The sequence below is a fragment of the Acidovorax sp. Root275 genome (assembly GCF_001428965.1).
Classification (GTDB): domain Bacteria; phylum Pseudomonadota; class Gammaproteobacteria; order Burkholderiales; family Burkholderiaceae_C; genus Acidovorax; species Acidovorax radicis.
Map to the genome: position 1 here is coordinate 837,949 of NZ_LMJH01000001.1, position 24,620 is coordinate 862,568.

The 24,620-nt window shown below is 65.2% G+C and carries 26 protein-coding genes and 1 pseudogene; 14 read left to right on the plus strand and 13 right to left on the minus strand.

Features of this window, described 5'->3' with window-relative positions; genetic code table 11:
* Positions 1–471 precede the first annotated feature (471 nt).
* Positions 472–924 carry a hypothetical protein gene (locus ASE52_RS03860; protein WP_057223941.1) on the plus strand — a complete coding sequence of 151 codons (453 nt, stop codon included), beginning with the start codon at positions 472–474 and terminating at the stop codon, positions 922–924.
* Between the two features lie 116 nt (positions 925–1,040).
* Here the strand turns inward: ASE52_RS03860 and ASE52_RS03865 are convergent, their stop codons facing one another.
* On the minus strand, positions 1,041–1,985 hold the full coding sequence (locus ASE52_RS03865) for a LysR family transcriptional regulator (protein ID WP_057223943.1): 945 nt from the start codon (positions 1,983–1,985) through the stop codon (positions 1,041–1,043).
* Positions 1,986–2,084: 99 nt separating this feature from the next.
* Between ASE52_RS03865 and ASE52_RS03870 the strand changes: the two genes are divergently transcribed.
* Positions 2,085–3,317, plus strand: coding sequence for an MFS transporter (locus ASE52_RS03870; RefSeq protein WP_057223945.1), 1,233 nt, complete (start codon positions 2,085–2,087; stop codon positions 3,315–3,317).
* Between the two features lie 512 nt (positions 3,318–3,829).
* Here the strand turns inward: ASE52_RS03870 and ASE52_RS03880 are convergent.
* The gene (locus ASE52_RS03880) at positions 3,830–4,423 is read right to left on the minus strand and encodes a hypothetical protein (protein WP_057225169.1); all 594 of its coding nucleotides are present in this window, start codon (positions 4,421–4,423) and stop codon (positions 3,830–3,832) included.
* A gap of 164 nt (positions 4,424–4,587) precedes the next feature.
* Here ASE52_RS03880 and ASE52_RS03885 point away from each other — a divergent pair, with 164 nt between their 5' ends.
* Positions 4,588–5,787: an MFS transporter gene (locus ASE52_RS03885; RefSeq protein WP_241776914.1), complete on the plus strand. Its 1,200-nt coding sequence runs from the start codon at positions 4,588–4,590 to the stop codon at positions 5,785–5,787.
* Positions 5,788–5,808: 21 nt separating this feature from the next.
* Here ASE52_RS03885 and arsB read toward each other — a convergent pair whose 3' ends face one another.
* From arsB to ASE52_RS03905, 4 genes are all read right to left on the minus strand, one after another.
* The gene (gene arsB / locus ASE52_RS03890) at positions 5,809–6,831 is read right to left on the minus strand and encodes an ACR3 family arsenite efflux transporter (protein WP_057223953.1); all 1,023 of its coding nucleotides are present in this window, start codon (positions 6,829–6,831) and stop codon (positions 5,809–5,811) included.
* Between the two features lie 249 nt (positions 6,832–7,080).
* Positions 7,081–7,587, minus strand: a complete 507-nt coding sequence (locus ASE52_RS03895) for an arsenate reductase ArsC (protein WP_057223955.1) — start codon at positions 7,585–7,587, stop codon at positions 7,081–7,083.
* Between the two features lie 16 nt (positions 7,588–7,603).
* Positions 7,604–8,119 carry an ArsI/CadI family heavy metal resistance metalloenzyme gene (locus ASE52_RS03900; protein WP_057223957.1) on the minus strand — a complete coding sequence of 172 codons (516 nt, stop codon included), beginning with the start codon at positions 8,117–8,119 and terminating at the stop codon, positions 7,604–7,606.
* A gap of 52 nt (positions 8,120–8,171) precedes the next feature.
* A complete protein-coding gene (locus ASE52_RS03905) occupies positions 8,172–8,498 on the minus strand; it encodes a metalloregulator ArsR/SmtB family transcription factor (RefSeq protein ID WP_057223959.1) in 327 nt (108 codons plus the stop codon).
* 295 nt (positions 8,499–8,793) lie between these two features.
* On the opposite strand from ASE52_RS03905, the gene ASE52_RS03910 reads away from it, so the two are divergent.
* The gene (locus ASE52_RS03910) at positions 8,794–9,840 is read left to right on the plus strand and encodes a methionine ABC transporter ATP-binding protein (RefSeq protein WP_057223961.1); all 1,047 of its coding nucleotides are present in this window, start codon (positions 8,794–8,796) and stop codon (positions 9,838–9,840) included.
* A 15-nt stretch (positions 9,841–9,855) separates the two neighbouring features.
* Positions 9,856–10,521, plus strand: a complete 666-nt coding sequence (locus ASE52_RS03915; RefSeq protein WP_057223963.1) for a methionine ABC transporter permease — start codon at positions 9,856–9,858, stop codon at positions 10,519–10,521.
* A gap of 251 nt (positions 10,522–10,772) precedes the next feature.
* Here ASE52_RS03915 and ASE52_RS03920 read toward each other — a convergent pair whose 3' ends face one another.
* The 3 genes from ASE52_RS03920 to ASE52_RS03930 form a co-directional block, all read right to left on the minus strand.
* A complete protein-coding gene (locus tag ASE52_RS03920; RefSeq protein ID WP_057223965.1) occupies positions 10,773–11,546 on the minus strand; it encodes a GNAT family N-acetyltransferase in 774 nt (257 codons plus the stop codon).
* A 37-nt stretch (positions 11,547–11,583) separates the two neighbouring features.
* Positions 11,584–12,543 (minus strand): tripartite tricarboxylate transporter substrate binding protein, encoded by a 960-nt coding sequence (locus ASE52_RS03925; protein WP_082606804.1) that lies wholly within the window; start codon positions 12,541–12,543, stop codon positions 11,584–11,586.
* Between the two features lie 168 nt (positions 12,544–12,711).
* Positions 12,712–13,803: a tartrate dehydrogenase gene (locus ASE52_RS03930; protein WP_057223969.1), complete on the minus strand. Its 1,092-nt coding sequence runs from the start codon at positions 13,801–13,803 to the stop codon at positions 12,712–12,714.
* A gap of 177 nt (positions 13,804–13,980) precedes the next feature.
* Here ASE52_RS03930 and ASE52_RS03935 point away from each other — a divergent pair, with 177 nt between their 5' ends.
* From ASE52_RS03935 to ASE52_RS03945, 3 genes are all read left to right on the plus strand, one after another.
* Complete coding sequence (locus ASE52_RS03935) at positions 13,981–14,946, plus strand: LysR substrate-binding domain-containing protein (protein WP_057223971.1); 966 nt, start codon at positions 13,981–13,983, stop codon at positions 14,944–14,946.
* A gap of 64 nt (positions 14,947–15,010) precedes the next feature.
* Entirely contained in the window at positions 15,011–15,601 is a 591-nt protein-coding gene (locus ASE52_RS03940) for a DUF1566 domain-containing protein (protein ID WP_057223973.1), read from the plus strand.
* Positions 15,602–15,799: 198 nt separating this feature from the next.
* Positions 15,800–16,939: a zinc-binding dehydrogenase gene (locus ASE52_RS03945; RefSeq protein WP_057223975.1), complete on the plus strand. Its 1,140-nt coding sequence runs from the start codon at positions 15,800–15,802 to the stop codon at positions 16,937–16,939.
* A 122-nt stretch (positions 16,940–17,061) separates the two neighbouring features.
* Here ASE52_RS03945 and ASE52_RS03950 read toward each other — a convergent pair whose 3' ends face one another.
* The gene (locus ASE52_RS03950; protein ID WP_057223977.1) at positions 17,062–17,748 is read right to left on the minus strand and encodes an HAD-IA family hydrolase; all 687 of its coding nucleotides are present in this window, start codon (positions 17,746–17,748) and stop codon (positions 17,062–17,064) included.
* Positions 17,749–17,821: 73 nt separating this feature from the next.
* On the opposite strand from ASE52_RS03950, the pseudogene ASE52_RS25465 reads away from it, so the two are divergent.
* The 3 genes and pseudogenes from ASE52_RS25465 to ASE52_RS03960 all read left to right on the plus strand — a co-directional run.
* Positions 17,822–17,929: pseudogene (locus ASE52_RS25465) on the plus strand (zinc-binding dehydrogenase); the annotation flags it as partial.
* A gap of 445 nt (positions 17,930–18,374) precedes the next feature.
* Entirely contained in the window at positions 18,375–18,614 is a 240-nt protein-coding gene (locus tag ASE52_RS03955) for a hypothetical protein (protein ID WP_010461474.1), read from the plus strand.
* A 121-nt stretch (positions 18,615–18,735) separates the two neighbouring features.
* Entirely contained in the window at positions 18,736–19,083 is a 348-nt protein-coding gene (locus ASE52_RS03960; RefSeq protein ID WP_010461476.1) for an RNA-binding protein, read from the plus strand.
* A 153-nt stretch (positions 19,084–19,236) separates the two neighbouring features.
* Here ASE52_RS03960 and ASE52_RS03965 read toward each other — a convergent pair whose 3' ends face one another.
* Positions 19,237–20,142 carry a LysR family transcriptional regulator gene (locus ASE52_RS03965; protein WP_057223979.1) on the minus strand — a complete coding sequence of 302 codons (906 nt, stop codon included), beginning with the start codon at positions 20,140–20,142 and terminating at the stop codon, positions 19,237–19,239.
* Positions 20,143–20,356: 214 nt separating this feature from the next.
* On the opposite strand from ASE52_RS03965, the gene ASE52_RS03970 reads away from it, so the two are divergent.
* From ASE52_RS03970 to ASE52_RS03980, 3 genes are all read left to right on the plus strand, one after another.
* Positions 20,357–20,710: a cyclophilin-like fold protein gene (locus ASE52_RS03970; RefSeq protein ID WP_057225171.1), complete on the plus strand. Its 354-nt coding sequence runs from the start codon at positions 20,357–20,359 to the stop codon at positions 20,708–20,710.
* 290 nt (positions 20,711–21,000) lie between these two features.
* A complete protein-coding gene (locus ASE52_RS03975) occupies positions 21,001–21,996 on the plus strand; it encodes an alpha/beta hydrolase (RefSeq protein WP_057225173.1) in 996 nt (331 codons plus the stop codon).
* A gap of 99 nt (positions 21,997–22,095) precedes the next feature.
* A complete protein-coding gene (locus tag ASE52_RS03980; RefSeq protein WP_057223981.1) occupies positions 22,096–23,244 on the plus strand; it encodes an MFS transporter in 1,149 nt (382 codons plus the stop codon).
* Here the strand turns inward: ASE52_RS03980 and ASE52_RS03985 are convergent.
* Both ASE52_RS03985 and ASE52_RS03990 read right to left on the minus strand, forming a co-directional pair.
* Positions 23,231–23,800, minus strand: a complete 570-nt coding sequence (locus tag ASE52_RS03985) for a GNAT family N-acetyltransferase (protein WP_057223984.1) — start codon at positions 23,798–23,800, stop codon at positions 23,231–23,233. The two genes, ASE52_RS03980 and ASE52_RS03985, sit on opposite strands and share 14 nt — an antisense overlap.
* The gene (locus tag ASE52_RS03990) at positions 23,797–24,444 is read right to left on the minus strand and encodes an XRE family transcriptional regulator (RefSeq protein ID WP_057223986.1); all 648 of its coding nucleotides are present in this window, start codon (positions 24,442–24,444) and stop codon (positions 23,797–23,799) included. The genes ASE52_RS03985 and ASE52_RS03990 overlap by 4 nt, the downstream gene beginning before the upstream one ends.
* Positions 24,445–24,620 lie beyond the last annotated feature (176 nt).

Consider the following 24,620-nt stretch of genomic DNA (forward strand, 5'->3'; position numbering starts at 1 on the left):
CGCGTATCGCATGTGCATGATTCGTCTTTCGCAATCAGGAATCGCTGCCAATGTACCGGCAAAGCAAGATAGTCCGCGAAGTCCAGAAAACTTGCTCAAGAAACACACAACATCTATTTCTAGCTCTGACCAGCGCTGAGTACCGCTGACGCCTCTGAGCCATCATTACCACTGTCGCCTTAGGGCCCTGAGCAGCCGTTCAGAAGCGCCGCCCGGAAGCTGCCTTTGACTTGCTGCACGCGGCCGTTGGAAATTTCGTTGTCTGCCTACGGCAAGCTATAGTTTGCTGAGTTGGCGCCTGCCGGGTTTCACGGAATTTTTATACCTGGACGTTTGAACAGCTCGTCCCTTGCAAACCTATGCTGCAAGCCACTTCCAGGAGAAATCAGTGTCCAGAATATCCCGCACGGCCCAGTATATCCCGCAGGTTTTGCGGTCTAAATTACGTTAAGCATCGTGAGTCCTGCACCGTTGCTCCCCGAGATCGCGGAAGCTTTCTCTGGATTTTCGAAACCCTCAGCCTATGTTGCTGAGGATCTGTACGAGCCTGAACGGCTCGATTACGAGGAAATGCTTGGCGGGAAGCCGCGCGACGAAATAACTGCCTTGGATTTTGGGTTGGTTTCTTGGAGCCCGCTGCTGTACCTATCTCCGGCCGCAACGGGATATCTGCTACCACGACTCATCGAGTTGGCGGAAACGTCCGCACGGGACAGAGACGGGGAACTTTTCCTGATGCGGGTTATAAACTTTCTATCGTCAGGTCCGTCCAACACACAGTTTTCCTTGTTGAGTCGCGAACAGCGAGCGCTCATCGCCAAGTACCTGAAGTGGCAAGCAAAAGAACGCGGCACTCTATTTGCACAGGAGTGCTGGGATTTCGCACTCGAAGAGGCGCTTCATAAGTGGTGCGCCGATGCTTAACCATTCATTGCAGCGGACCTGCGCCAGCTACGCTGGCTGGTCCGCTGAATTCAAACGTTGAGCGTCTGCTTCCATTCGCTTCCACAGGCTGCTCCTGGCCGGCAGCCGTCGTTCGCTCAAGACCCAACCTCCACCCCTCGCATCCCCGCCAACCCCGGCATCGCCCCCCGCATCCCCTCCAAAAACAACCTTAACCGCGCTGGATAAAACCGTGCATGCGGGTACACCAGATACACCGGCAGCGAGGGGGCCTGCCAGGTGGGCACCAAGTGCAGCAGGTCGCCTGCGTGCAGATCCACATCCACGATCCATGCCGATGCGATACACGCGCCGAGCCCGGCCAGGGCGGCGCTGCGCAGGGCGTACAGGCTGTCGGTGGCCAGTCGGGGGGTGATGGCGAAGGTGCTGGCCTCGCTGCTGTGCTGGTGGGTCAAGGTGACTTCGCGCTGGTAGAAGGTGCTCAGCGCCAGCCACGGTAAATCTTTCAGGTCCTGCGCGTGCTGGGGTGTGGGGCGGCCTGCCATGAGGGCGGGCGATGCCAGCACGATGCGTGGCACCTCGGCCAGACGGATGGCGACCACGGAGGGGTCTTCCACCGCGCCCACCTGGATGGCGCAGTCGATGCCTTCGGCGATGAAGTCGGGGCGGCGGTCATGCAGCATCCATTCCACCGACACATCGGGGTAGCGGTGCAGGTAGTCCATCAACGGGGGGATGAGCTGGTTTTGCCCGAAGGCGTGGGGCGCCAGCACGCGCAAGGTGCCGCGGGGTGTGTCGGCCGTGCCGCGCAGGTCGTCTTCCATGGTGCGCCAATCTTCCAGCAGGGCCTTGGCGTGGGCAAAGCAGCGTTCACCGTCTTCCGTCAGTTTCATCACGTGGGTGGAGCGCTGCAGCAGCTTGATGCCCAAGGTGCGCTCCAGCGCCTGCAGGCGGCGGCTCACGGTGGGCTGGCTGGTGCCCAGCTGCTGGGCGGCGGCAGACAGGCTGCCTGCCTCCACGATGCGGATGAAGGTCTGCATCAGCTCGATGCGGTCGGCGCCGGGTGGTAGGGCAATGGTCATGCGTGAAGCGTATAACAAATCTGCAACCCAGCCCACTACCCAGCGTGCGCTTGCCTGGGAACAATCACCCCATTCTTTGGCTGAACGGGTGTTGATGCGATGTCTTTCATTCAAAATTTGCATGCAAACAACGCGATGGGCGTGGCCCCAGCGTTGCCTGCCGAGCGGGCGGTGAGTGCGCCGCTGTTGCTGCTGCTGGCCACCACGGCGGGGCTGAGCGTGGCGTCGCTGTACTACAGCCAGCCCATGCTGGGCGTGCTGGGGCCCGACATGCAGGCCGACAGCCGCGTGGTGGGCCTGGTGCCCACGCTCACGCAGCTGGGGTATGCGCTGGGCATCTTGCTGTTGGCCCCGTTGGGCGATCGGTACGACCGGCGCCGCATCATCGTCATCAAATCGGTGGCGCTGATGCTGGCACTGCTGCTCAGCGGCCTGGCGCCGGGCATGGGGGCGCTGCTGGCGGCCAGCCTGGCCGTGGGCCTGGCGGCCACGGTGGCGCAGGATGTGGTGCCCGCCGCTGCCACGCTGGCTCCGGCCGCGCAGCGCGGGCGCATGGTGGGCACGGTGATGACGGGGCTGCTGCTGGGCATTTTGCTGTCGCGCGTGGTCAGCGGCTTTGTGGCGCAACAGTGGGGCTGGCGCACGGTGTATGTGGCGGCGGCGGTGGCCATTGCGCTGCTGACGGTGGCGGTGTGGCGTGGGCTGCCGCGCTTTGCGCCCACCACGCAGCTCGGTTATGGCGCGCTGATCGGCTCGATGGTGGCCCTGTGGCGCCAGCACAGTGCGCTGCGCCGCGCGGCCTGGGCGCAGGGGTTGCTGGCGGTGGGTTTCAGCGCGTTCTGGTCCACGCTGGCGGTGATGCTGCACAGCCAGTTCCAGCTGGGTACGGCCGCAGCCGGGGCGTTTGGCTTGGCGGGGGCGGCGGGTGCCCTGGCTGCACCGCTGGCCGGGCGCCTGGCCGACAAGCGCGGGCCCGAGGTCGTAACCCGCTATGGCGCCGGGTTGGCTGCAGCATCGTTTGCTGCGATGGCGCTGGCGCCCTTGCTGCCCGCCCAGGCGCAGCTGGCGTTGATCGTGGTGAGTGCCATCGGTTTTGACTTTGGCGTGCAGGCCACGCTGGTGGCGCACCAGACCATCGTGTACGGCATCGACCCTGCGGCGCGCAGCCGGCTCAATGCGCTGCTGTTCACGGGCATGTTCATCGGCATGTCGGCCGGGGCCGCACTGGGCAGCCTGGCGCTGGCGCAGTGGGGATGGCTGGGGGTCGTGGGGCTGGCCACCGTGGGGTCGCTGGCGGCGCTGGCGGTGCGCATGGGGCGATGCCGGGGCTGATTTGGGGCGAAATATGGCTGTAGCGCAAGTGGATATTGCGCTAGCAGCTATACAAATGAGAGCGAAATCCGCGCAAGGCAAGGGTTACGCTTTTTGCAGCAAGCGGTCCACCCAAACCAGGCAAGCCAGACCCAAGGGGCCAGACAGCGTCACATATCCCAGCGAGGCGACCAGTTTGGCCCACCGCGAGTAGCGTGGCAGGTTGGTGATGACATACAGCCCGGGGATGAAGATGAACAGAGCCAGTATGGCTGCCACTGCCGGGGGAGTGGCCCCAAGCCAGATCATCACCAAAGGCGGCACCCACAAAGGGGCCAGCAGCGACGTCCAGCGAAATGAAGCGCTTTCCAGAACATAGGGAGGCAGACCCCAGCCCGCTTCCCTTGGGCTGAGGTCATCTCGTGACGCGGAAGGGCTACCGCCTGCCCAGCGGCCGCATCTGAGGCACCTGGATGTACCTGGCGGGACGCTGGCGCGGCAGTTGAAGCAGGTGGGAGATGACACGTGTCCGCTTAGGCCTTTTTCACCTCAATGTGGTACAGCCCCCAGGGGCACAAACCAAAGCGTTCCTTCACCGGCTTGTCCTTGAAGGCGGGCAGCACATCCGCGTCGTACACCGCCCACTGCGGGCCCAGGCCACCCAGGGCCATGGGCTGGCCGTCGATGTGGGTGGCGACGATCATGCGGTAGGCCTGCACGTCGGCCATGCTGATGGTCACGTTGTAGCCATCCACCGCGCGCAGCACCAGCTGCACGGGGCTGCCGGAGGCCACACCGGCAGCGGCCAGCACGGTGGTGAGCAGGGGGCCTTTGAGCGTGTGGGGCTTGCTGTCGTATTCCAGCGTGGGTTTGATGGTGACGGCGGCCATGCGCTGCAGCGCAGCGGCGTCGAGCGTGTGGGCGTTGGCAAACTGGATGCCGTGTTTGCCCATCATCTGGTCGATGGTGGGGTCCAGCGCGCCCCGGTTGGGCTTGGTGATGGCGCCGCTGATGGTGAGCAGGGCAGGGTTGGCGGATGCCGTTGCCGGCGGGGCGGCGTGGCTGCTGGTGGCGGTCCACAGGCCTGCCAGGCCAACGCTGGCGGCGACAAAGTTGCGTTTGTTCATCATGGCTCCTCGTTCAAATAAGGGGCGCATGGTAAGCGCAAGATCGCGTGGTGCCACGCAAAAAATGGCAGACGCCCGTGTGGGGCGTGCCCAACCTTCTGCAGCCAGGGTGCATGCGACACCGCGCCAGCGGCCGGGCGCGGTGGGCACCACAATCGGGTCATATGACCTCTTCCTCGACGATGCTGCGGCTGATCAGCCTGGCGGCCTTTTGCAGCATGGCCTCCATGCGTGTGTGCGACCCGATGCTGGTGGCACTGTCCCTTGAATACAAGATCACCACGGGCGATGCCTCGGCGGTGATTGCGGCGTTTGCCGTGGCCTATGGCGTGCTGCAGCTGGTGTATGGCCCGCTGGGTGACCGGGTGGGCAAGGTGCGCGTGATCATCGGCGCCACGGCGGCGTGTGCGGTGTTCAGCGCCATGACGGCGCTGGCGCCCAGCTTCAGCCTGCTGGTGGTGGCGCGTGCGGCCATGGGGGCGGCGGCGGCCGGGATCATTCCGCTGTCGATGGCGTGGATTGGCGATGAGGTGGCCTACGAGCAGCGGCAAGAGACCCTGGCGCGCCTGATGGTGGCCACGGTGACCGGGATGATGGCGGGCCAGTGGTTTGGCGGCTTTGCCACCGAAACGCTGGGCTGGCGTGCGGCGCTGGGTGTGCTGGCCGTGCTGTTCTTCACGGCGGCCACGCTGCTGCTGCGCCATGCGCGTGCCAGCGGGGCGCTGCGCCCGGTGGTGGTGCCAGGCGCACCGGCGTTCTCGCTGGCCAACTACCTCGCGGGCACCATGGCGCTGCTGCGCATCCCGCGTGTGCGCTGGGTGCTCACAGTGGTCACGATTGAGGGCGCGCTCGCGTTTGGCACGCTGGCCTTTGTGCCCGCGCGCATGGTCGATGGGTTTGGCCTGTCGGCCTCGGCCGCTGGCGGCGTGATGGTGCTGTATGGCGTGGGCGGGTTGATCTACAGCGTGTTTGCGCGGCGCTGGCTGGCGGCGCTGGGCGAGCGGGGGCTGGCCTTGCTGGGTGCCAGCTTCATTGCCATAGGCCTGCTCTCGCTGGCGTGGGCGCCCGCAGTGGGCTGGGCCATGCTGGGCTGCTTTTTGGCGGGCATCGGCTTTTACATGTTGCACAACACGCTGCAGGTGCAGGCCACGCAGATGGCGCCCCAGGCCCGGGGCACGGCGGTGACGCTGTTTGCGTGCCTGCTGTTTCTGGGGCAGTCCACAGGCGTGCTGATGGTGGCTTTCAGTGTGGACCGGGGCTGGCTGCCACCGGTGTTCACGGTGGCGGCGGTGGGTATTTTTGGGCTGGGCCTGCTGATCTCGCGCCGGGTGCAGGCGCGGGGGGCGGTGGCGGCAGGCACCTGACCGCCCCAGGTGGCGTGCCTGTCAGCCCCGCGCTTCGTACCAGCCCTTGCTGCGGTTGACCACGGCCACCACCAGCAGCATCACGGGCACCTCGATCAGCACGCCCACCACGGTGGCCAGCGCTGCGCCGGAGTGAAAACCAAACAGGCTGATGGCCGTGGCCACGGCCAGCTCGAAGAAGTTGGACGCGCCGATCAGCGCCGAGGGGCAGGCAATGCTGTGCTTTTCGCCCACGGCGCGGTTCAGGCCATAGGCCAGGGCGGAGTTGAACAGCACCTGGATCAGGATGGGCACGGCCAGCAGGGCGATCACCAGCGGCTGCTGCAGGATGGCCTCACCCTGAAAGGCAAACAGCAGCACCAGCGTGGCCAGTAGTGCGGCGATGGACCACGGGCCGGTGCGTGCCACGGCGGCGTCGAAGGCGGCCTGGCCCTTGCGCAGCAGCCGCTTGCGTAGCCATTGCGCAATCACCACCGGGATCAGGATGTACAGCACCACCGAGGTGAGCAGCGTGTCCCACGGCACGGTGATGGCCGACAGGCCGAGCAAAAAGGCCACCAGCGGCGCAAACGCCACGATCATGATGCTGTCGTTGAGGGCCACCTGCGACAGCGTGAACAGCGGGTCGCCGCCCGTGAGGCGGCTCCACACAAACACCATCGCCGTGCAGGGTGCGGCGGCCAGCAGGATGAGCCCTGCTATGTAGCTGTCGAGCTGGTCGGCGGGCAGGTACGGCGCAAACCAGTGGCGGATGAACAGCCAGCCCAGCAGCGCCATCGAAAACGGCTTGACCAGCCAGTTGACGAACAGCGTCACGCCAATGCCGCGCACATGCTGGCGCACCTCGGCCAGCGCGCCAAAGTCCACCTTCAGCAGCATGGGGATGACCATCACCCAGATGAGCAGGCCCACCGGCAGGTTGACCCGCGCCACCTCCAGCGCGCCCACCGCGCGGGCCGCGCCGGGCAACCACTGGCCCAGCGCAATGCCCGCGACGATGCACAGCAGCACCCACACGGTGAGATAACGCTCGAACACCGCCATGCCGGCGGCCGGGGAGGGGGGCAGCGCACTGACAGCAGCACGTTGTAAAGGGCTTGGTGGCAGGGTCATTTCAGTGGTCCATTCAGTTATCCCTTGCGCTGCGCGCCACCCGCGATGCATGCAACTGGCGCGCTCTAAACCAGCGCCCCCGCGCAAGGGCCGCCCCGCCGCGCTGGGGGCGTCCCCCTCCCGGCTCGCGCAGCGAGGCGAGAGAGGGGGAAGGCGCGAAGCGACTCAGGGGGTGTTTCATCATTGCTTGGGCAGGTTGCGGGCCGTGGCTTGCAGCGCGGTGGCGGCCAGCTTGTCGTCGGGCAGGTTCATCAGCAGCTCCAGGCGCCGCTGGATGGCATGCAGGGTTTTGCGGAAGGCTTCGGCCTTGTCGGCGTCCGAGCCATCGCCTGCTGACGGGTCGGCATAGCCCCAGTGCGCCGTGGCCGGGTGGCCGGGCCAGAAGGGGCAGACCTCGCCCGCTGCGTTGTCGCACACGGTGATGATCAGGTCCATGTGCGGCGCACCGGGGGCGGCAAACTCATCCCAGCTTTTGCTGCGCAGCCCTTCGGTGGGGATGCCCGCGTGGGCCAGCGCCTGCAGGCCCAGCGGGTGGGGTTGCTGGTTGTCGCGCGGGCTGCTGCCCGCTGAATAGGCCTTGAAGCGGCCCTGGCCCATGGCGTTGAGCAGGGCTTCGGCCAGGATGCTGCGCGCGGAGTTGTGCGTGCAGAGAAACAGCACGTTCAAAGGGGGGCGTGGGGTGCTCATGCGGGCTCTGCTCGGCTCAGCAGCATTTGTTGGAGTTGGTAGAAGTGGGGCCGCAGCAGGCGGCCTTGCCTGGCTCGGGGGCGGATGGGGCGCCCGTGGGGCAGCAGGTGGCCTTGGCTGGCTGCTGCGTGGTCTTGACTGGCTGCTGCGCAGCGGCTTCGTTGAACACGGGGATGTTGCCCAGCGTGTGGAAGTGTTCCCAGGCCACGCCCTGCGGGTCGGTGATCCAGTGCTTGTCGCTGCGGGCATAGCAGCAGGTGGTGGCGCCTTCGTCGAGCAGGGCCATGTCGGCACCTTCGGCGCGGGCCTTGAGCTCGGCCAGTTCGTCGGCCTCATCCACCTGGAAACCCAGGTGGTCCACGCCCGGCTTGTCGCCACGGGTGGAGATGGCGAAGTTCACGCGCGGGTCTTCGAGCATCCACTTGGCGTAGTCGCCCTCTACCCGCGCAGGCTCGGCCGCGAACAGCCGGGAATAGAACGCGATGCTCTTGGCAAGGTCATCGACATGCATGTGGACGTGGAATCGCTTCATGGTGGTTTCCTTTCGGCTGTGGGTCGTGGGGTGGAAGTTGTTGGGGAGGCGATCAGCACTTGCAGGCGGCGGTGGCCTCGTCGGTCAGGCAGGCTGCGCCCTGGCAGCAGTTCTCGGTCAGGTAGGCCAGCAGGTCGTTCATGGTGGCAAACGAGGCGCGGTAAATCAGGTTGCGGCCCTGGCGCTCCTGGCTCACCAGGCCCGCGTGGGTCAGCTCCTTGAGGTGGAACGACAGCGTGTTGGGCGCAATTCCCAACTGCTCGGACAGCGCCCCAGGCGTGAGCCCCTCCTGGCCCGCAACCACCAGGGCACGGAACACACGCAGCCGCACTTCCTGGGCCAGGGCGGCGAGGGATCGGATGACTTCGGTTTCTTGCATGATTCGATAATACAACAAAAGTTGAAATGTAGAAATATAAGCATGAAGATCGTTGAAAAGTCTCTATGCAATAACAGGTGGAATTGGCGCCTAGCGCATGGTGTTATTGCACTATATGCTATGTATTTAATAGCGTTTGAAGTGTGTCTATCACGGTCTTCATAACCCGACGATCTAACCACCCGATTTTTCAATCGTTTGTGAACTTACGATTCGCCGATACAGTCGCCCATCCCATTCCTGACCCGCGCGGCATTGGCTACGACCTGTGGCCTGTGCTGTGCCACTGCTTTTCATGATCGACTTACGGGGTATCACCCAAACCTACCAGGGCCCACAAGGCCCGGTCGAGGCCCTGCGCGGCATCGATCTGCACATCAACCCGGGCGAAGTGTTCGGCATCATCGGCAAGAGCGGCGCGGGCAAAAGCTCGCTGGTGCGTGTCATCAACCTGCTCAACCGGCCCACCCGGGGCGAGGTTTTCGTCAATGGCCGCGACCTCACCCAGCTGAACGACGCGCAGTTGCGCGAGGCCCGCCGCGAGATCGGCATGGTCTTCCAGCACTTCAACCTGCTGTCTTCGCGCACGGTGTTCGACAATGCCGCGCTGCCGCTGGAACTGGCGGGCATGAGCAAAGCCGCCATTCGCGAGCGCGTGAACCCGCTGCTGGAGCTGGTGGGCCTGTCAGCCTTGGCCGACCGTTACCCCGCGCAGATCAGCGGCGGGCAAAAGCAGCGTGTGGGCATTGCGCGCGCGCTGGCCAGCCGGCCCAAGGTGTTGCTGAGCGACGAAGCCACGTCGGCGCTGGACCCGGAGACCACGCGCTCCATCCTCGACCTGCTGCGCCAGGTCAACCGAGAGCTGGGCCTGACGGTGGTGCTCATCACGCACCAGATGCAGGTCATCAAGCAGGTGGCCGACCGTGTGGCCGTGATCGAAGCGGGCCGCATCGTGGAGCATGGCCGTGTGCTGGAGGTCTTCACGCGCCCGCAGCAGGCCATCACCAAGAGTCTGATCGACGAGATCCTGCCGCAAGAGCTGCCCGCCAGTGTGCTCGGCCATGTGCGCAAGCTCGCAGGCCAGCTCAGTACAGGCCGCACCGGCCAACTGCTGCGCTTGTCGTATGCGGGTGACAGCGCCTACCAGCCCATCCTGTCGCAGCTGATCCGCGAGTTCGGCGTGGACATGAGCATCCTGCATGGCCAGGTGGACGAGATCCAGGACGAAACCTTTGGCTCGCTGGCGGTGTACGCCAGCGGCGAGGCCGAGCGCCTGCGCGGCGCCGTGGCGCACCTGCGTGCGGGCGGTGTCGAGGTGCAAGAAGTGGCCGTGGCAGGCTGAGAAGGATAGATAACCATGTTCAACAACTTCACTCCGGCCATGCTGGATCTGTTTGCCTCTTCGCTGTGGGAAACGCTCATCATGGTCGGCATCTCCGGCCTGGTGGGTGGCCTGCTGGGCGTGCCGCTGGGCGTCTTCCTGCGCCTGACCGACCACGGCGGTGTGCTCGAAAACGGGCCCACCAACAAGCTGGTGGGCTGGCTGGTCAACGCTGTGCGCTCCACGCCGTTCATCATCCTGCTGGTGGCCATCATCCCGTTCACGCGCTTCATCACGGGCTCGTCCATCGGGACGGCTGCTGCCGTGGTGCCGCTGACGATTGCGGCCGCGCCCTTCGTGGCGCGCCTGGTCGAAGCCGCGCTGCGCGAGGTGGACCACGGCCTGGTCGAGGCCGCCCAGGCCATGGGCGCCACCACCAGCCAGATCGTCTGGAAGGTGCTGCTGCCCGAGGCGCTGCCAGGCATCGTGGCGGGCCTGACCATCACCTTCGTCAGCCTCACCGGCTACTCGGCCATGGCCGGAGCCATTGGCGGTGGTGGTTTGGGTGATCTGGGCATCCGCTACGGCTACCAGCGCTTTCTGCCCGAGATCATGCTGGCCGTGGTGCTGGTGCTGATCTTCTTTGTGCAGGCGGTGCAGAGCCTGGGCGACTGGGCTGTGCGCAGGCTGAGCCACCGGTGATCTGGGTATTGGGCCCAGGCATTGTTTGCTATGAAATTAATAGCTTTTAGCGCTTTATGGTCAAGCGCCAGGGGCCAATTTCATTCAAATTTTCGACCTCAAACCTCTGAGCCAGTAACGGCGCTGGTCTTCACTCCCTCTCCCCTTGCGGAAGAGGACGGGGGAGAGGGGGCAACGGCGTGTGCTGCGCTGACCTACCCCTCTCCCCAACCCTCTTCCGCAAGGGGAGAGGGAGTCTGGAAAAAACCCCCTCAACCCGGCACCCGGTAGTGGTAGCCATATGCCGTCTTGAACCCCATCGACTCATACAGCCGCAGCGCGGGAGCGTTCTGCGCGCGCACCTGCAGGTAGGCACTGGTCGCCCCGGCCTCGGCGGCCCAGTGCAGCAGGGCCGTCACCAGCGCGCGCCCGCGCCCGCCGCCCCGGTGCTCGGGCGCCACGGCCAGGTCGTACAGGCCCACGGCGCCGCGCTCCAGCACCGCCAGCCCAAAGCCCACGGGCTGGCCCTGTGCGTCGTGCTGCAGTGCAAACGCGGCAGGGTGGGCGATGTGGTCCAGCATGCTGTTGTGCAGGGCGCGGTGGTGCAGGGGCACGCTGTTGGCAGCGGCAAAACCCTCCAGCCATGCGGCTGTGGGCGTGGTACTGATGTGGGTGCTGCCATCGGGCTTTCCGACCGTACCGAGTGTCAGCGGCCGATGCAGGACGAGGGAAGTGTCGAAGTGCTGGTAGCCCGCCTCGGCCAGCTCCTGGTCGGCCCCGTCCGGGGCCAGGGGCGAGATGCGGAACACTGCGGGCAGCCCATGCCGCGCGTACAGCGCCGCAGCCGCTTCGCGCACCCCATCAAACGGCGCGCCGGGCACGAGCGTATTGACCGAGTTGGCGCGCTTGGTATAGCCCCCCGACAACCGGAACACCCAGCCCCGGTGAAACACCGTCTGCCGCGCCGGCCAGGCGTTGAAGGAGCGTTCTTCAAGGGCGCGGATGAGGGCGACGGGAACGGTGGGCTCGATGGTGGTGGGCGTCATGGCTGGGGTTATACCAACCCGCCCCTCGGGCACACGGTCAGTCGGTCGTGATCTTGTGGTCGACCACCAGCTTGCCAAAGCGTGTGGTGTCGCTGGCTATCTGCTCGGCCATCTGCGCGGGCGTGTTGCCGATGGGCTCGGCGCCGATGTCCTGCATGCGCTTCTTGAAGTCGGGCGACTGGATCACCTTGACCATCTCGGCGTTCAGCCGGGACACCACATCGGCGGGTGTGCGTGCCGGTGCCAGCACGCCAAACCAGGTGCCGATGTCAAAGCCCGCAAAACCGCTCTCCTGCAGCGTGGGCACGTCGGGCAGCGACGAGGACCGCTTGGCCGTGGTCACAGCCAGCGCGCGCAGCTTGCCGGCCTTGATGTGGGGCAGCACGGGCGTGATGGTGTCGAACGACATGGATACCTGCCCGCCCAGCAGGTCGGTGGTGAGCGGCCCGCTGCCTTTGTAGGGCACGTGCAGCAGCGGCTGGCCGATGGCGGTGGAGAACTGCGTGCCGATCAGGTGCTGCGCCGTGCCCGCGCCGTTGGAGCCATATGAAAACTTGTCGGGCGCTGCCTTGATCAGGGCCACGAGTTCCTTCACATCCTTGGCGGGCGTGGTGGCGCTGACCGCGAGCACGTTGGGTACCAGGGCCACGGTGGTGATGGGCGCAAAGCTCTTTTGGAAGTCGTAGCTGAGCTTCTTGTACACGCTGGTGGCAATGGTGTGGTGCACTGCGCCCATCAGCAGCGTGTAGCCGTCGGCCGGTGCCTTGGCCACATAGTCGGCACCAATGGTGGCGCCCGCGCCGCCCCGGTTTTCCACGATCACGGGCTGGCCCAGGGCCGTGCTGAGTTTTTCACCCAGCGCACGCGCCAGCACGTCGGTGGTGCCACCTGCTGCAAACGGCACGACGAGGGTGACGGGTTTGCTGGGCCAGACCTGCGCGTGGACAGCTTTGCCGGGCAGCAGGCAGGCGGCTGCGGCCAGCGCCGCCAGGGCCATCAGGTGTTGACGGCGCAGCGGGGGAGCAATGTGGGTGGGGCCGGGGTTGGGGCGGTGCATGGTTTGTCTCCTGAAGGATGGTGGTGCGGCGGGTGCGTGGCCTGTGCGGCCTTGTGGTTCTGTCCGCCTGGCTTTCACAAGCCCGCCTTGGCGGGCCGTGGGGGGCGGTCAGGCGGCCTTGCGTGCGGCCTGTGTGCCGCTGACCAGCGCGCACACGGCGTCCGTCACCTGCGCCGTGGTGGCCGTGCCGCCCAGGTCGCGGGTGTGCAGGGCCGGGTTGGCGGTGACCTGTTCGATGGCCTGCATCACGTCGCGGGCCGCATCGGTCTCGCCCAGGTGCTCCAGCAACATCACCACCGACCAGAAGGTGCCGATGGGGTTGGCCAGGCCCTTGCCCATGATGTCGAACGCCGAGCCGTGGATGGGCTCGAACATGCTGGGGTAGCGGCGCTCGGGGTCGATGTTGCCGGTGGGTGCAATGCCCAGGCTGCCCGCCAGCGCGGCGGCCAGGTCGCTGAGGATGTCGGCATGCAGGTTGGTGGCGACGATGGTGTCGAGCGTGGCGGGGCGGTTGACCATGCGGGCGGTGGCGGCGTCCACCAGCTCCTTGTCCCATTTCACATCGGGGAACTCGGCCGCCACTTGCGCGGCGATCTCGTCCCACATCACCATCGCATGGCGCTGGGCATTGCTCTTGGTGATGACGGTAAGCAGCTTGCGGGGCCGCGATTGCGCCAGGCGGAAGGCAAAGCGCAGGATGCGCTCCACGCCCACGCGGGTCATGATGGACACATCAGTGGCCGCCTCGATGGGGTGGCCCTGGTGCACGCGGCCGCCCACGCCAGAGTATTCGCCCTCGGAGTTTTCGCGCACGATGACCCAGTCCAGGTCCTTGGGCGTACAGCGCTTCAGGGGCGCATCAATGCCCGGCAGGATGCGCGTGGGCCGCACGTTGGCGTACTGGTCGAAGCCCTGGCAGATCTTCAGGCGCAGGCCCCACAGCGTGATGTGGTCGGGGATGTCCGGGTCACCGGCAGAACCGAACAGGATGGCGTCCTTGCCGCGCAGGGCATCCAGCCCATCGGCTGGCATCATCACGCCGTGGGCGCGGTACCAGTCGCCGCCCCAGCCAAAGTTTTCAAACTCGAATTGCAGGCCGGGGTGGCGGGCGGTCAGGGCTTCGAGCACACGCTGGCCGGCGGGAATCACTTCCTTGCCGATGCCGTCTCCGGGGATGGTGGCGATTTGATAGGTGGTCATGCGGATGCCTTGGTGGAAAGGTCTGGGAATGCCCGTGCCGCGATGGCCGGGCGTGGAAAACGAGACACGAGAAAAGCCAAACGAGAAGCAAACGGTGAGAAGGACTGTAGGCCTGGACGCTCTTGCAAAACGCCACTAAAGTGAATCCATCGTTAACTTGCAGTTAAGGTATCGCCGATGAGTTCCACCATCCAGCCCGCAGAACTGGGCTTCTTCTCTGCGCTGGCCGCCAGCCCCAGCCTGAGCGCCGCCGGGCGCGAAATGGGGGTCTCCACGGCGGCGGTCAGCAAGCACCTCACGCAGATGGAAAAGCGCCTGGGCGTGGTGCTGGTCAACCGCACCACGCGCCGCATGAGCCTCACGCCCGAGGGCGAGCTGCTGCTGGAGCACGCGCGCCGCATCCTGCGCGAGATTGATGCGCTCGATGAACTCATCGTGCAGTCCAAAGCCAGCCCAAAGGGCCTGCTGCGCGTGAACGCCACCCTGGGCTTTGGCCGCATGCACATCGCCCCCGTGATCTCGGACTTTGTGCGTCAGTACCCCGAGGTGGATGTGCAGCTGCAACTGTCGGTGCACCCGCCGCCGATCACCGACGACGCCTACGACGTGTGCGTGCGTTTTGGTGAGCCGCCCGATGGCCGCGTGATCGCCCGCCGCATCGCTCCCAACCGGCGCGTGCTGTGCGCCGCGCCCGCCTACCTGGACCGCCATGGCAGGCCCCGCGTGCCGCGCGACTTGATGGAGCATCACTGCATCGGCATCCGCCAGGGCGATGAGGCCTATGGCCTGTGGCGCCTGACCACCGGGCGCGGCAGCAAGGCACACACCGAGTCGATCAAGATCACCGGCAATCTCACCACCAACGACGGCGAGATTGCCGTGTTGTGGGCCTTGCAGGGCCATGGCATCGTGATGCGCGCGGAGTGGGACGTGAACCGCCACCTGGCGCAGGGCCTGCTGGAGCCCGTGCTGCCGCAGTACCAGACCCCGGCGGCCGACATCTATGCGGTGTACCCCCAGCGCCACCAGTTCTCCACGCGGGTGCAGGCTTTTGTGGGTTTTCTGGCCGAGGCGCTGACAGCGTCGGGGGCACCGGCAGGAGTGGCGGGCAGGGTGGGCAAACGCGCGGTGACGGTTTCTTGATCGGAAGGGTGGCGCTGGTGTCGCTGTGCGGGTAGGGTGTCAGCGTTCGAGTCCGTTTTTGCCCATGAAACCACTTTCGCAACTTTCGACCTTGTTGGCCTGCGCCCTCGCAGCCCTGCCGGTGCTGGCCGCCGACCCCACGGCATCGGCCGACTGGGCGCTGTCGGACGACGGTGCCTATGTGCTGGACCACCGCGCCGGGCTTGCCTGGCCGCGCTGCGCGGAAGGCATGCAATGGAATGGCAAGACCTGCACCGGCAAGCCCCTGCTGCTGGATCGCGCCGAAGCCACCACCCTGGCCGCCGACCGCTGGAAGGCTGAGGGCGTGGGCTGGCGCCTGCCCCGCGCGGCGGAGCTGCAGCGCTTGGTGGACAAATCGTTGTCTCCCCCGGGCCTCCACCCCATCCTGTTCCCGGCCGCCCCCGGCGAGTGGCACTGGTCCGCCACCAGCAACGTGAGCGCACCCAACGTCAACCCCTACACCTACGGCAACATCGCGCAAGGCCGTGCGGGCGACGGTGCGCGGCAGGCTGCCATGATCAACGGCTGGGCGGTGAACCTTTCCACCGGCGAGGCGCGGGGCGATGCCGCAAGGGCCAGCAAACTGCCCGTCCGGCTGGTGAGGCCAAAGCCGGTGGGTGAGGCAGGGCAGTAGCAGCCGGAGCGGATTCCGGGGCCACCGACCGGCGCGTGTTGTGTGCGGCGAAAAACGTGGGGGACAGCAAAGCCAGCCCACTTGATCAAGAATGACGGCTGATAGCGAAGAGGCTCTGGCCAGCTCGGTCCCGCGCCTCCCTCCACACGGTCTGCCGAGCGCACGGCCCCATTTCCACACCCCTACCGCGAGTCACCCATGAACCCCTCCATCCCGACTACCGCACTCCAACTGCGCTCGCTGGTTCAAGCCGACGGCACCTTGCAGATCAGCCTGGAATCCGTGCCCGTGCCCACCCCGGGGCCCGACGAGGTGTTGATCCAGGTGCAAGCCACGCCCATCAACCCGTCGGACATCGGCCTGCTGCTGGGCCCTGCCGATTTGTCCACCGTGCAGGTCGCTGGCAGTGCCAATCTGCCCGTGGCGACTGCCCGCATCCCCGAGCGCGCGATGCCGGGCATGGCTGCACGCCTCGGTCAAAGCATGCCCGTGGGCAACGAGGGCGCGGGGCTGGTGGTGGCCGCAGGAGCCTCTCCCGCCGCGCAGGCGCTGCTGGGCCGCACGGTGGCCGTGATTGGCGGCGCCATGTATGCGCAGTACCGCGCCATGCCGGCTGCGCAGTGCCTTCCATTGCCAGAAGGCACCACGGCCGCCGAAGGAGCATCGTGTTTCGTCAACCCGCTGACCGCACTGGGCATGGTCGAGACCATGAAGCGCGAGGGCCACACCGCGCTGGTCCACACGGCGGCGGCCAGCAACCTGGGCCAGATGCTCAACAAGGTTTGCCAGAAAGACGGCATTGGCCTGGTCAACATCGTGCGCAAACCCGAACAGGCGGCGCTGCTGCGCGAGGCCGGCGCCCAGTACGTCTGCGATAGCAGTTCGCCTGGATTCATGGCCGACCTGACCGACGCGCTCGCGGCCACTGGCGCCACCATCGCCTTTGACGCCACGGGCGGTGGCACGCTGGCCGGGCAGATCCTGCAGTGCATGGAAAGCGCCATCAACCGCAGCGCCAAGGAATACAGCCGCTACGGCTCGGCCGTGCACAAGCAGGTCTACCTGTATGGCCACCTGGACACCCGCCCCACCGAGATCCAGCGTACCTTCGGCATGGCCTGGGGCGTGGGTGGGTGGCTGCTGTTCCCGTTCCTGAACAAGATAGGCGATGTTGCCGCCCAGGCACTGCGCGCACGCGTGGCCGCCGAGTTGAAGACCACGTTTGCCAGCCACTACGCACGCACGGTGTCGCTGGCGGGCGCGCTCAGTGCTGACGCCATCGCGTTTTATGGCCCGCGCAATACCGGCGCCAAGGTGCTGATTGATCCGTCGATGTGATGGGGCACCAGCAAGCTGGGAGCTTGGAAGAGGTGGTTTTGACCGTAGGCAGGCGGCCACGCGCGGGCAAATAAATGACGCCCGGAGACTTCAGTCTTTACGTTGCGAGAAGCAGGGCACGCCTATTTGAGCAGTTGGATGCATGCATCCACCAAGTCGTCAAAATGGGACAGAAGGATGTCTGGAGCGAGTTCAGCTGCAGGGACTTCGGTGTACCCAAAGTCAACCAGAATCAAGTGAGTCCCTGCTCCACGTGCAGCGCCCGCATCGGTGTCTGCGTCACCCACCATGATGGCTTGTTTCAAGTCACCCCCCACGGTCTGCACAGCTTCGATGAGGTGAGCGGGGTCTGGTTTTGCTGCCGTCACAACGTCAAGGCCGACGATCGCGTCGAAAAAATCGACCATCACCAGCTTTGACAACAGGCTGTGAGCCAGAGCGGTGGGTTTGTTGGTGCAGACTACGAGCTTCGCACCCGCGTTTCTCAAGACGGTCAGTGCGTCAATCGCACCGGGAAACGGGTGGCTATCCACCGCTATGTGGACGCTGTAGTGGAGAAGAAACCGATGGAAGAGTTCGGAGGTCCGAGCGGCAGAAACTGGCACTTCGCTACTCGTGATTCCCCATTGCAAGAGCCAGCGAGCCCCCCGACTGACAAAAGGGCGGGCCTCTTCCAGGCTCAGCGGCTTCAAGTTCTCTGCCACAAGAACCGCATTAATAGCTGCAATCAAATCCGGGGCTGATTCGACCAAAGTTCCGTCGAGGTCGAATGCGATGGTCGCCCCTTTGAGTGCGTCTAGATCGACCATGATGAATTGCGCGTCTTCTTGTGATGGATCCAAATTTTATTGTGCACGCACAGTCCAGATACCAAGATCCTATATAGACAGCACCTACCCGCTGGCAGACGCTGCGCAGGCGCATCTGCACATGGAGTCCGGCACCAGTGTTGGCAAGATTCTGCTGCTGCCGGGCCCTGCAGAACGCTGAAGTGATTTCCCACGCCAGGCCTCTCCCTCGGCGCCGCGGCTTGGCGCGTGGATAAGAGAAGAGGAGCGCTGCCAACTGGCGCAGATCCTTCGAGAGATCTTGCGGACGGATCACTCAATAGATCTGGTGAACTTGGGCTGATCGCCATCGCTGCGGCGCTAAACACTGCTCTCGCCGCGACGAAAGGGGGCTAGGTGCACGCGGCGCGGCGCTTTTTAAAACTAAAAATAATATTAATTGCCAATTAAATGCTGATTGGTATATACTTGGCTTAGTTGCAGTCACGGCTCTTGACGCGTGCCGTCACCGCAACGCCTGCTCAGCGGCGTCAAGCCGCCCACGCAGGCCGCCTTTTGCGACCTTGTCGCCCAGTTGGTCTGTAGAGCTGCAGCCGACCGAGTCCTTCGATGCTCACGCAGGTCGATTTCCAAGCCTGCGATCCTGAATGAATCAGATTTCACAGACCGCCATTTCCATGGGCAAGTACGTCGTTTCGCCCGCGACACACCCGACCGACTGCGGCCGCTTTCGTGCCTCCTTCTCGGTCCATCGTTCCCAGGGCAACGGCAGCTACTGCCGCGTGTTCCGTTTTGACAAAGCCTTTGCCTCGCGCGAAGCCGCCCGGCTCTTTGCAGTCACCCAGGGCTGGCTGCAAACGTGCATGTTGCACCCTCCGGCGTGTTGATGATCTGCTGACCGCAGACCCCATCCAACCTTCCTCGTCGTGGCGGACTCCCAGTCTGCACACCCCGTATCCCCAACGGTGCGTCATTCGTTGCGCACCCTCCTTCAGAAAGGCTCTTTTCATGAGCAGCAAAATCTACGTGGGCAACCTGCCTTACTCCGTGACCGACTCCGTGCTGGAAAGCAATTTCTCCGAGTTCGGCAATGTCACTTCGGCCAAGGTCATGATGGACCGCGAAACCGGTCGCTCCAAGGGCTTCGGCTTCGTGGAAATGGCTTCCGCTGAAGTCGCCCAGGCCGCGATCAGCGCCCTGCACGGCATGTCCGTCGACGGCCGCTCGATCGTCGTGAACCTGGCCCGCCCCCGTGAAGAAGGTGGTGTTCGTTCGGGCGGCGCGGGTGGCTACACAGCCAGCAAGCGCTCGGACGTTGGCTATGGCACGGGTGGCTATGGCGGCGGTCGTTACTGAGCTCAGCAACCTTCTGCGAAAGACCGGCTCTGCGGAGCCGGTTTTTTTTCGTCCCATGCAGGCCCGCGCCATGGAGGGATCTGTGCAAAGGGCGCCCGTGGGGCCTGGTGAGCGCGCCATTGCCCCAGGCCGCCAACCCGGCCACGAGGTACCCTACCGACGGCCTTTCTCCCCCAGTTGCAACGCCTTCAGCACCAGCGAAAAAGCGGGTGATGGCTGGCGCCGGCTGGGGTAGTACAGGTGGTAGCCCGCAAACGGGGGGCACCAATCTTCCAGCACACGTACCAGGTGGCCGTCTTCGATGTGGGAGGCCAGTTCATCCTCGGGCAGCAGCGCGATGCCCAGCCCCGCCAGTGCCGCATCGACCTGGGGCGGGGCGGTGTTGAAGATCAGCGGGCCGTCCACCCGCACATTGACCTGTTTGCCCTTGCGCGAGAAATCCCACACATACAAGCCACCCGAGGTAGGCATGCGCTGGTTGATGCAACGGTGCGCCGTCAGGTCGTGGGGGGTCTTCGGAATGGGATGGGCAGCAAAATAGCCGGGGGAGGCCACCACGGCCATGCGCAAGGACGGGCCGATGGGCACGGCAATCATGTCCTTGTCGATGGTGTTGCCCAGGCGCACCCCGGCGTCAAAGCGGTCGGCCACGATGTCGCGAAAGCCGTAGTTCATGTCGAACTCCAGCGTGATGTCGGGGTTCTCGTGCAGCAGCGGCATGAGCTTGGGCAGCAGCGTGGTGTGCATGACATGGTCGCCGCAGGTGATGCGCACGGTGCCTGCGGGTTTGTCGCGCAGTGCGGTCAGGGCATCGAGCTCGGCCTCGATGTCGTCAAAGCGGTGGCCGATGGCGTGCATCAGGCGTTCGCCCGCTGGCGTGGGCGAGACGCTGCGTGTGGTGCGCGTGAGCAGCCGGATCTGCAGGCGCTCTTCGAGGCCACGGATGGTCTGGCTCAGCGCGGACTGCGTGACGCCTAGAGTGGCGGCAGCCCGGGTGAAGCTGCCCTCGCGCGCCACGGTGACGAAGGCCAGCAGGTCATTCAGGTTGCGTCGCGCCATGTTCGATTTTCCCACTTGATTGGTTAGCCAGGCTTATAAAGCCATTCGGTATTCATTATCTAGTCGTGGCTCTGGAAGGAAGGCAAACTCCTTTTTCATGACCTTGCGCAACCTTCCGCCTCTCCTCCATCGCCGCTCGCTGGCGGGTTTTTCCGTTGCGTGGTGCCTGGCCGCCAGCATGGCGCCCGCACCAGCCTTTGCACAACAAAAGCCCATGAAAATCCGCCTGCACCTCGACGACGCCATTGCCACTGCCACGTTGGAAGATTCCGTGGTCGCCCGCGATTTCGCGGCCATGCTGCCGCTGTCGGTGACGCTGAAGGACTACGCAGCGATTGAACGCATCACCGACTTGCCGCGCAAGCTGCCCACCGCGCAGGCGTCCATGGGCATGACCCCCGTGACCGGTGACATTGCTTACTACGCGCCATGGGGCAACCTGGCGATCTATCTGAGTGGCACCGTTTACGACCGAGGCCTGGTGCGCCTCGGCAAGGTGGACAGCGGCCTGTCGGCCTTGCAGCGGCCTGCGCCATTCACTGTGCGCATCGAGCGTGCCAGCGATTGAACGGCCGCCCGACATAAAGAAGCAAGCGGGCGGAACGCCAGCGCATTCCCGGCCGCCGTCTTTGCCGCCCAGCGGCCTCAACGCCCGCTTTTCGTCATTTCTCCCATTCATTTCCCCCATTCACAGGACCATCGAACATGGACAACACCCTCAGCACGTTGGGCGCATTCCGCGCATTGAACACAACACCCGGCACAGATCACCCCACTTCGGACCGTCGCGACTTTCTCATCCGGGCGGGTTTCGGAGCCGCAGCCCTGGGCGGGTTGTCTGCTGTGGGCGGCAGCGCCATGGCGGCGGGGCCGCAGCCAGCACCCGGCAAGGTCAGTGGTGCCGACAATTTCTACAAGAGCGACCGGGTGGTGGTGCGCAAGGTGACCTTCAAGAACCAGTACCGCATGGCGGTGGCCGGGAACCTGTTTGTGCCCAAGAGCCTGGACCGCAGCAAGAAAAGCCCGGCCATTCTGGTGGGCCACCCCATGGGCGCGGTCAAGGAACAAAGCGCCAACCTGTATGCCACCAAGATGGCGGAGCAGGGTTTCATCGCACTGTCGCTGGACCTGCCTTTCTGGGGCGAGAGCGACGGCCAGCCGCGCAACGCCGTGGCGCCAGACATCTATGCCGAGGCTTTCAGCGCGGCGGTGGATTTTCTGGGCACGCAGGCGATGGTGGACCGCGAGCGCATCGGTGCCATTGGCGTGTGCGGCAGTGGCAGCTTTGTCGTCAGTGCCGCCAAGATTGACCCGCGCATGAAGGCCATCGCCACGGTCAGCATGTACGACATGGGCGCTGCCAACCGTGATGCGCTGAACCACTCGCAGACTGTGGAGCAGCGCAAGCAGATCATTGCCGCCGCTGCCGAGCAGCGCTACGTGGAATTCACCGGCGGGGCCATCCAGTACACCGGTGGCACGGTGCACGCGCTGACGGCAGACACACACCCCATTCAGCGGGAGTTCTATGACTTCTACCGCACCCCGCGTGGAGAGGTCACGCCCAAGGGCGGTTCACCCAAAACCACCACCCACCCCACGCTGACCAGCAACGTCAAGTTCATGAACTTCTACCCGTTCAATGACATCGAGACTATTTCTCCGCGCCCCATGCTCTTCATCACGGGCGACCAGGCGCATTCCAAGGAGTTCAGCGAAGACGCATTCAAGCGCGCAGCCGAGCCCAAGGAGCTGTACATCGTCCCCGGTGCGGGCCATGTGGATCTGTACGACCGCGTGACCCTGATTCCGTGGGACAAGCTGACGGCGTTCTTCGGCAAACACCTGGCGTAAACGGTGACGACTCAGGTTTGCGGCGCGCCACCACGGGGCGACGCCGGTGATGCACGTGGTGCGGCGGTGGACCCTGCGCGCTGGAGCGGGGTATTCGCGATGACGCTCTGCGTGTTTGCGCTGATCGCCTCGGAGTTCATGCCGGTCAGCCTGCTCACGCCGATGGCCGACGACCTGGGTGTCAGCGAAGGTTGGGCTGGGCAGGGCATTGCGGCATCCGGCGTCTTTGCGGTGCTCACCAGCCTGAGCATTGCGGCGCTCGCAGGCAGGATGGACCGCAAGACCCTGCTGCTGGGACTGACGGCGCTGATGTGCCTCTCCGGGGCGGTCATCGCGCTCGCACCAAATTACGCGGTGTACATGGTGGGGCGCGCGCTCATCGGGGTGGTGGTGGGCGGGTTCTGGTCCTTGTCGGCAGCCACGGCCATGCGGCTGGTGTCTGTCCAGCAGGTGCCACGGGCGCTGGCCATCTTCAATGGCGGCAACGCACTCGCCACGGTGGTGGCGGCGCCGCTGGGCAGCTATCTGGGGGCCGTGATCGGCTGGCGCGGGGCCTTCTTGTGCCTGGTGCCGGTGGCGGTGGTTGCCTTCGTCTGGCAGTGGGTGAGCCTGCCGCCAATGCCTGCAGGGCCGCAGCGTGCTGGGGGCTCTGGCGCTGTTTTGAGGCTGCTCCAGCGCCGGGTGATTGCGGTCGGCATGCTGGCCGTGGGCAGTTTCTTCCTGGGGCAGTTTGTGCTGTTTACCTACTTGCGGCCGTTTCTGGAAACCGTGACGCATGTAGGCGGGTTCACCCTGTCATTCGTGCTGTTGGTGATCGGGGTGGCGGGTTTTTTGGGCACCACACTCGTCAGTGCGGTGCTGGCCAGGGGCTTCTACCGAACCCTTTTCATGGCACCACTCCTGATGGCGCTCATCGCCGTTGCGCTGATCTGCCTGGGCGACCGGTTGACCGCTGTGACGGCATTGCTGGGCCTGTGGGGCCTGGTGGCCACCGCTGCGCCCGTAGGCTGGTGGACGTGGGTCGCCCGATCGATGCCGGAGGACGCCGAAGCCGGAGGTGGCCTCATGGTGGCGGTGGTTCAGCTGGCCATTGGCCTGGGCTCCACGGTGGGTGGCCTGCTGTTCGACAGCAGCGGCTACCAGAGCACCTTTGCCGTGAGCGCCGCCTTGTTGTTGCTGGCCGCTTTGCTGGTCTTCCTGACCTGGCGCACCAGCATGGCCGATGGCCGCGCCATCACAGGTGCTTGAAGAAAAACGTGGTGCCGCACAACGCGCCATCCGGCATCAACGCGTAGCCGGGCACCACGCCCACGCGCTGCCAGCCTGCGCGTTCGTACAGGCGCTCGGCGTCGCCGCCGGTGACGGTGTCGAGCACCAGCACGGTTTTTCCCTCTGCGCGTGCGGCGTCGTCCACGGCGGCCATGAGCTGCTGGGCGATGCCCTGGCGGCGGGCCTTGCGGTGCACCAGCATCTTGGCCACGTCGGCGCGGTGGGGCTGGTTGTCGGGCATCGCGGTGACGAGCTGCACGGTGCCCACAACGGCGCCTTGCGCGTCTTCGGCCACCAGCAGCACGCGCTCGTTGCGCGCCACGCCTTCGGCCACGTTGTGCCAGAAGGCCAGGGCCTTTTCGCGCGGCAGGGGCGCCATGAAGCTGACGGAGGCGCCGCCGTGCACGCAGTCGATCAGCACGTCGGCCAGGGCTGGCACGCTGGCGGCGGCTTCGTTGGGGCCGAGGCGGCGCACGGTGGTGGATGCGTGGGGGGCATCCACGCAGGGCGATGAAAGGGCCAGCGGGGCGGTCATGGGGATTTTCTCCGTGTTGTGGTGTTGGAGGAGGGGGGTGGTGGCGCGGGGGAGGCCACGCGCGGCGCAAAACCCTGCGGCGCGAGCGTGACCAGGGCCACGAGGTAGCGCGCGGCCTTGCGCGTGGGGTTGTGGAACACGATCGGCTGGCTCAGTTGCATGGCCAGGCAGTCGCCTGCCTCCAGCGGCCAGGTGGTGCCGCCCACGGTGAGGTCCATGCGGCCTTCGATGACCCAGACCTGCTGGTGGATGTTGGCGTCGTGCACGGCAGTGTCCAGGGCCACGCGCTGGCCGGGCGGAAACTCCACTTCCACCAGCTGCAGCGGCGAGCGCGCTGGCGGCGAGAGCTGGCGGCGCACATAGCCCGACGCCGGGTCTTGCCACAGCGGCTGGTCGGCCGCGCGGATGAACGGGGAGGGCGCCTGACCACTGCGGGCACTGTCGTCAAAAAACGAGGCCAGGGCCACCCCGAGGCCGATGGCCAGCTTGTCCAGCACAGCCGCCGTGGGGCTGCTTTGTCCGCGTTCGATGAGCGAGATGTTGGAGCGGCTCACGCCGCTGCGTTCGGCCAGGGTGTCGAGCGAATAGCCCCGGGCGTCGCGCAGTTCGCGCAGCCTGCCGGCGATGCGGGTGTGGATGTCCATGAGGTCAGTTTAATGGAAATAAAATCCATAAAATTGGAAATTGTCTGAAATGATGGCGCCACAGATTGGTGCACGGACCGGCCATGGCACAGGATTGGCGGGTAGATTGCTATTATTTAAATAGCTAAAAATCCAATGTGGATAAGCGACAAGCCACTATTTTTCTTGTGATTTGA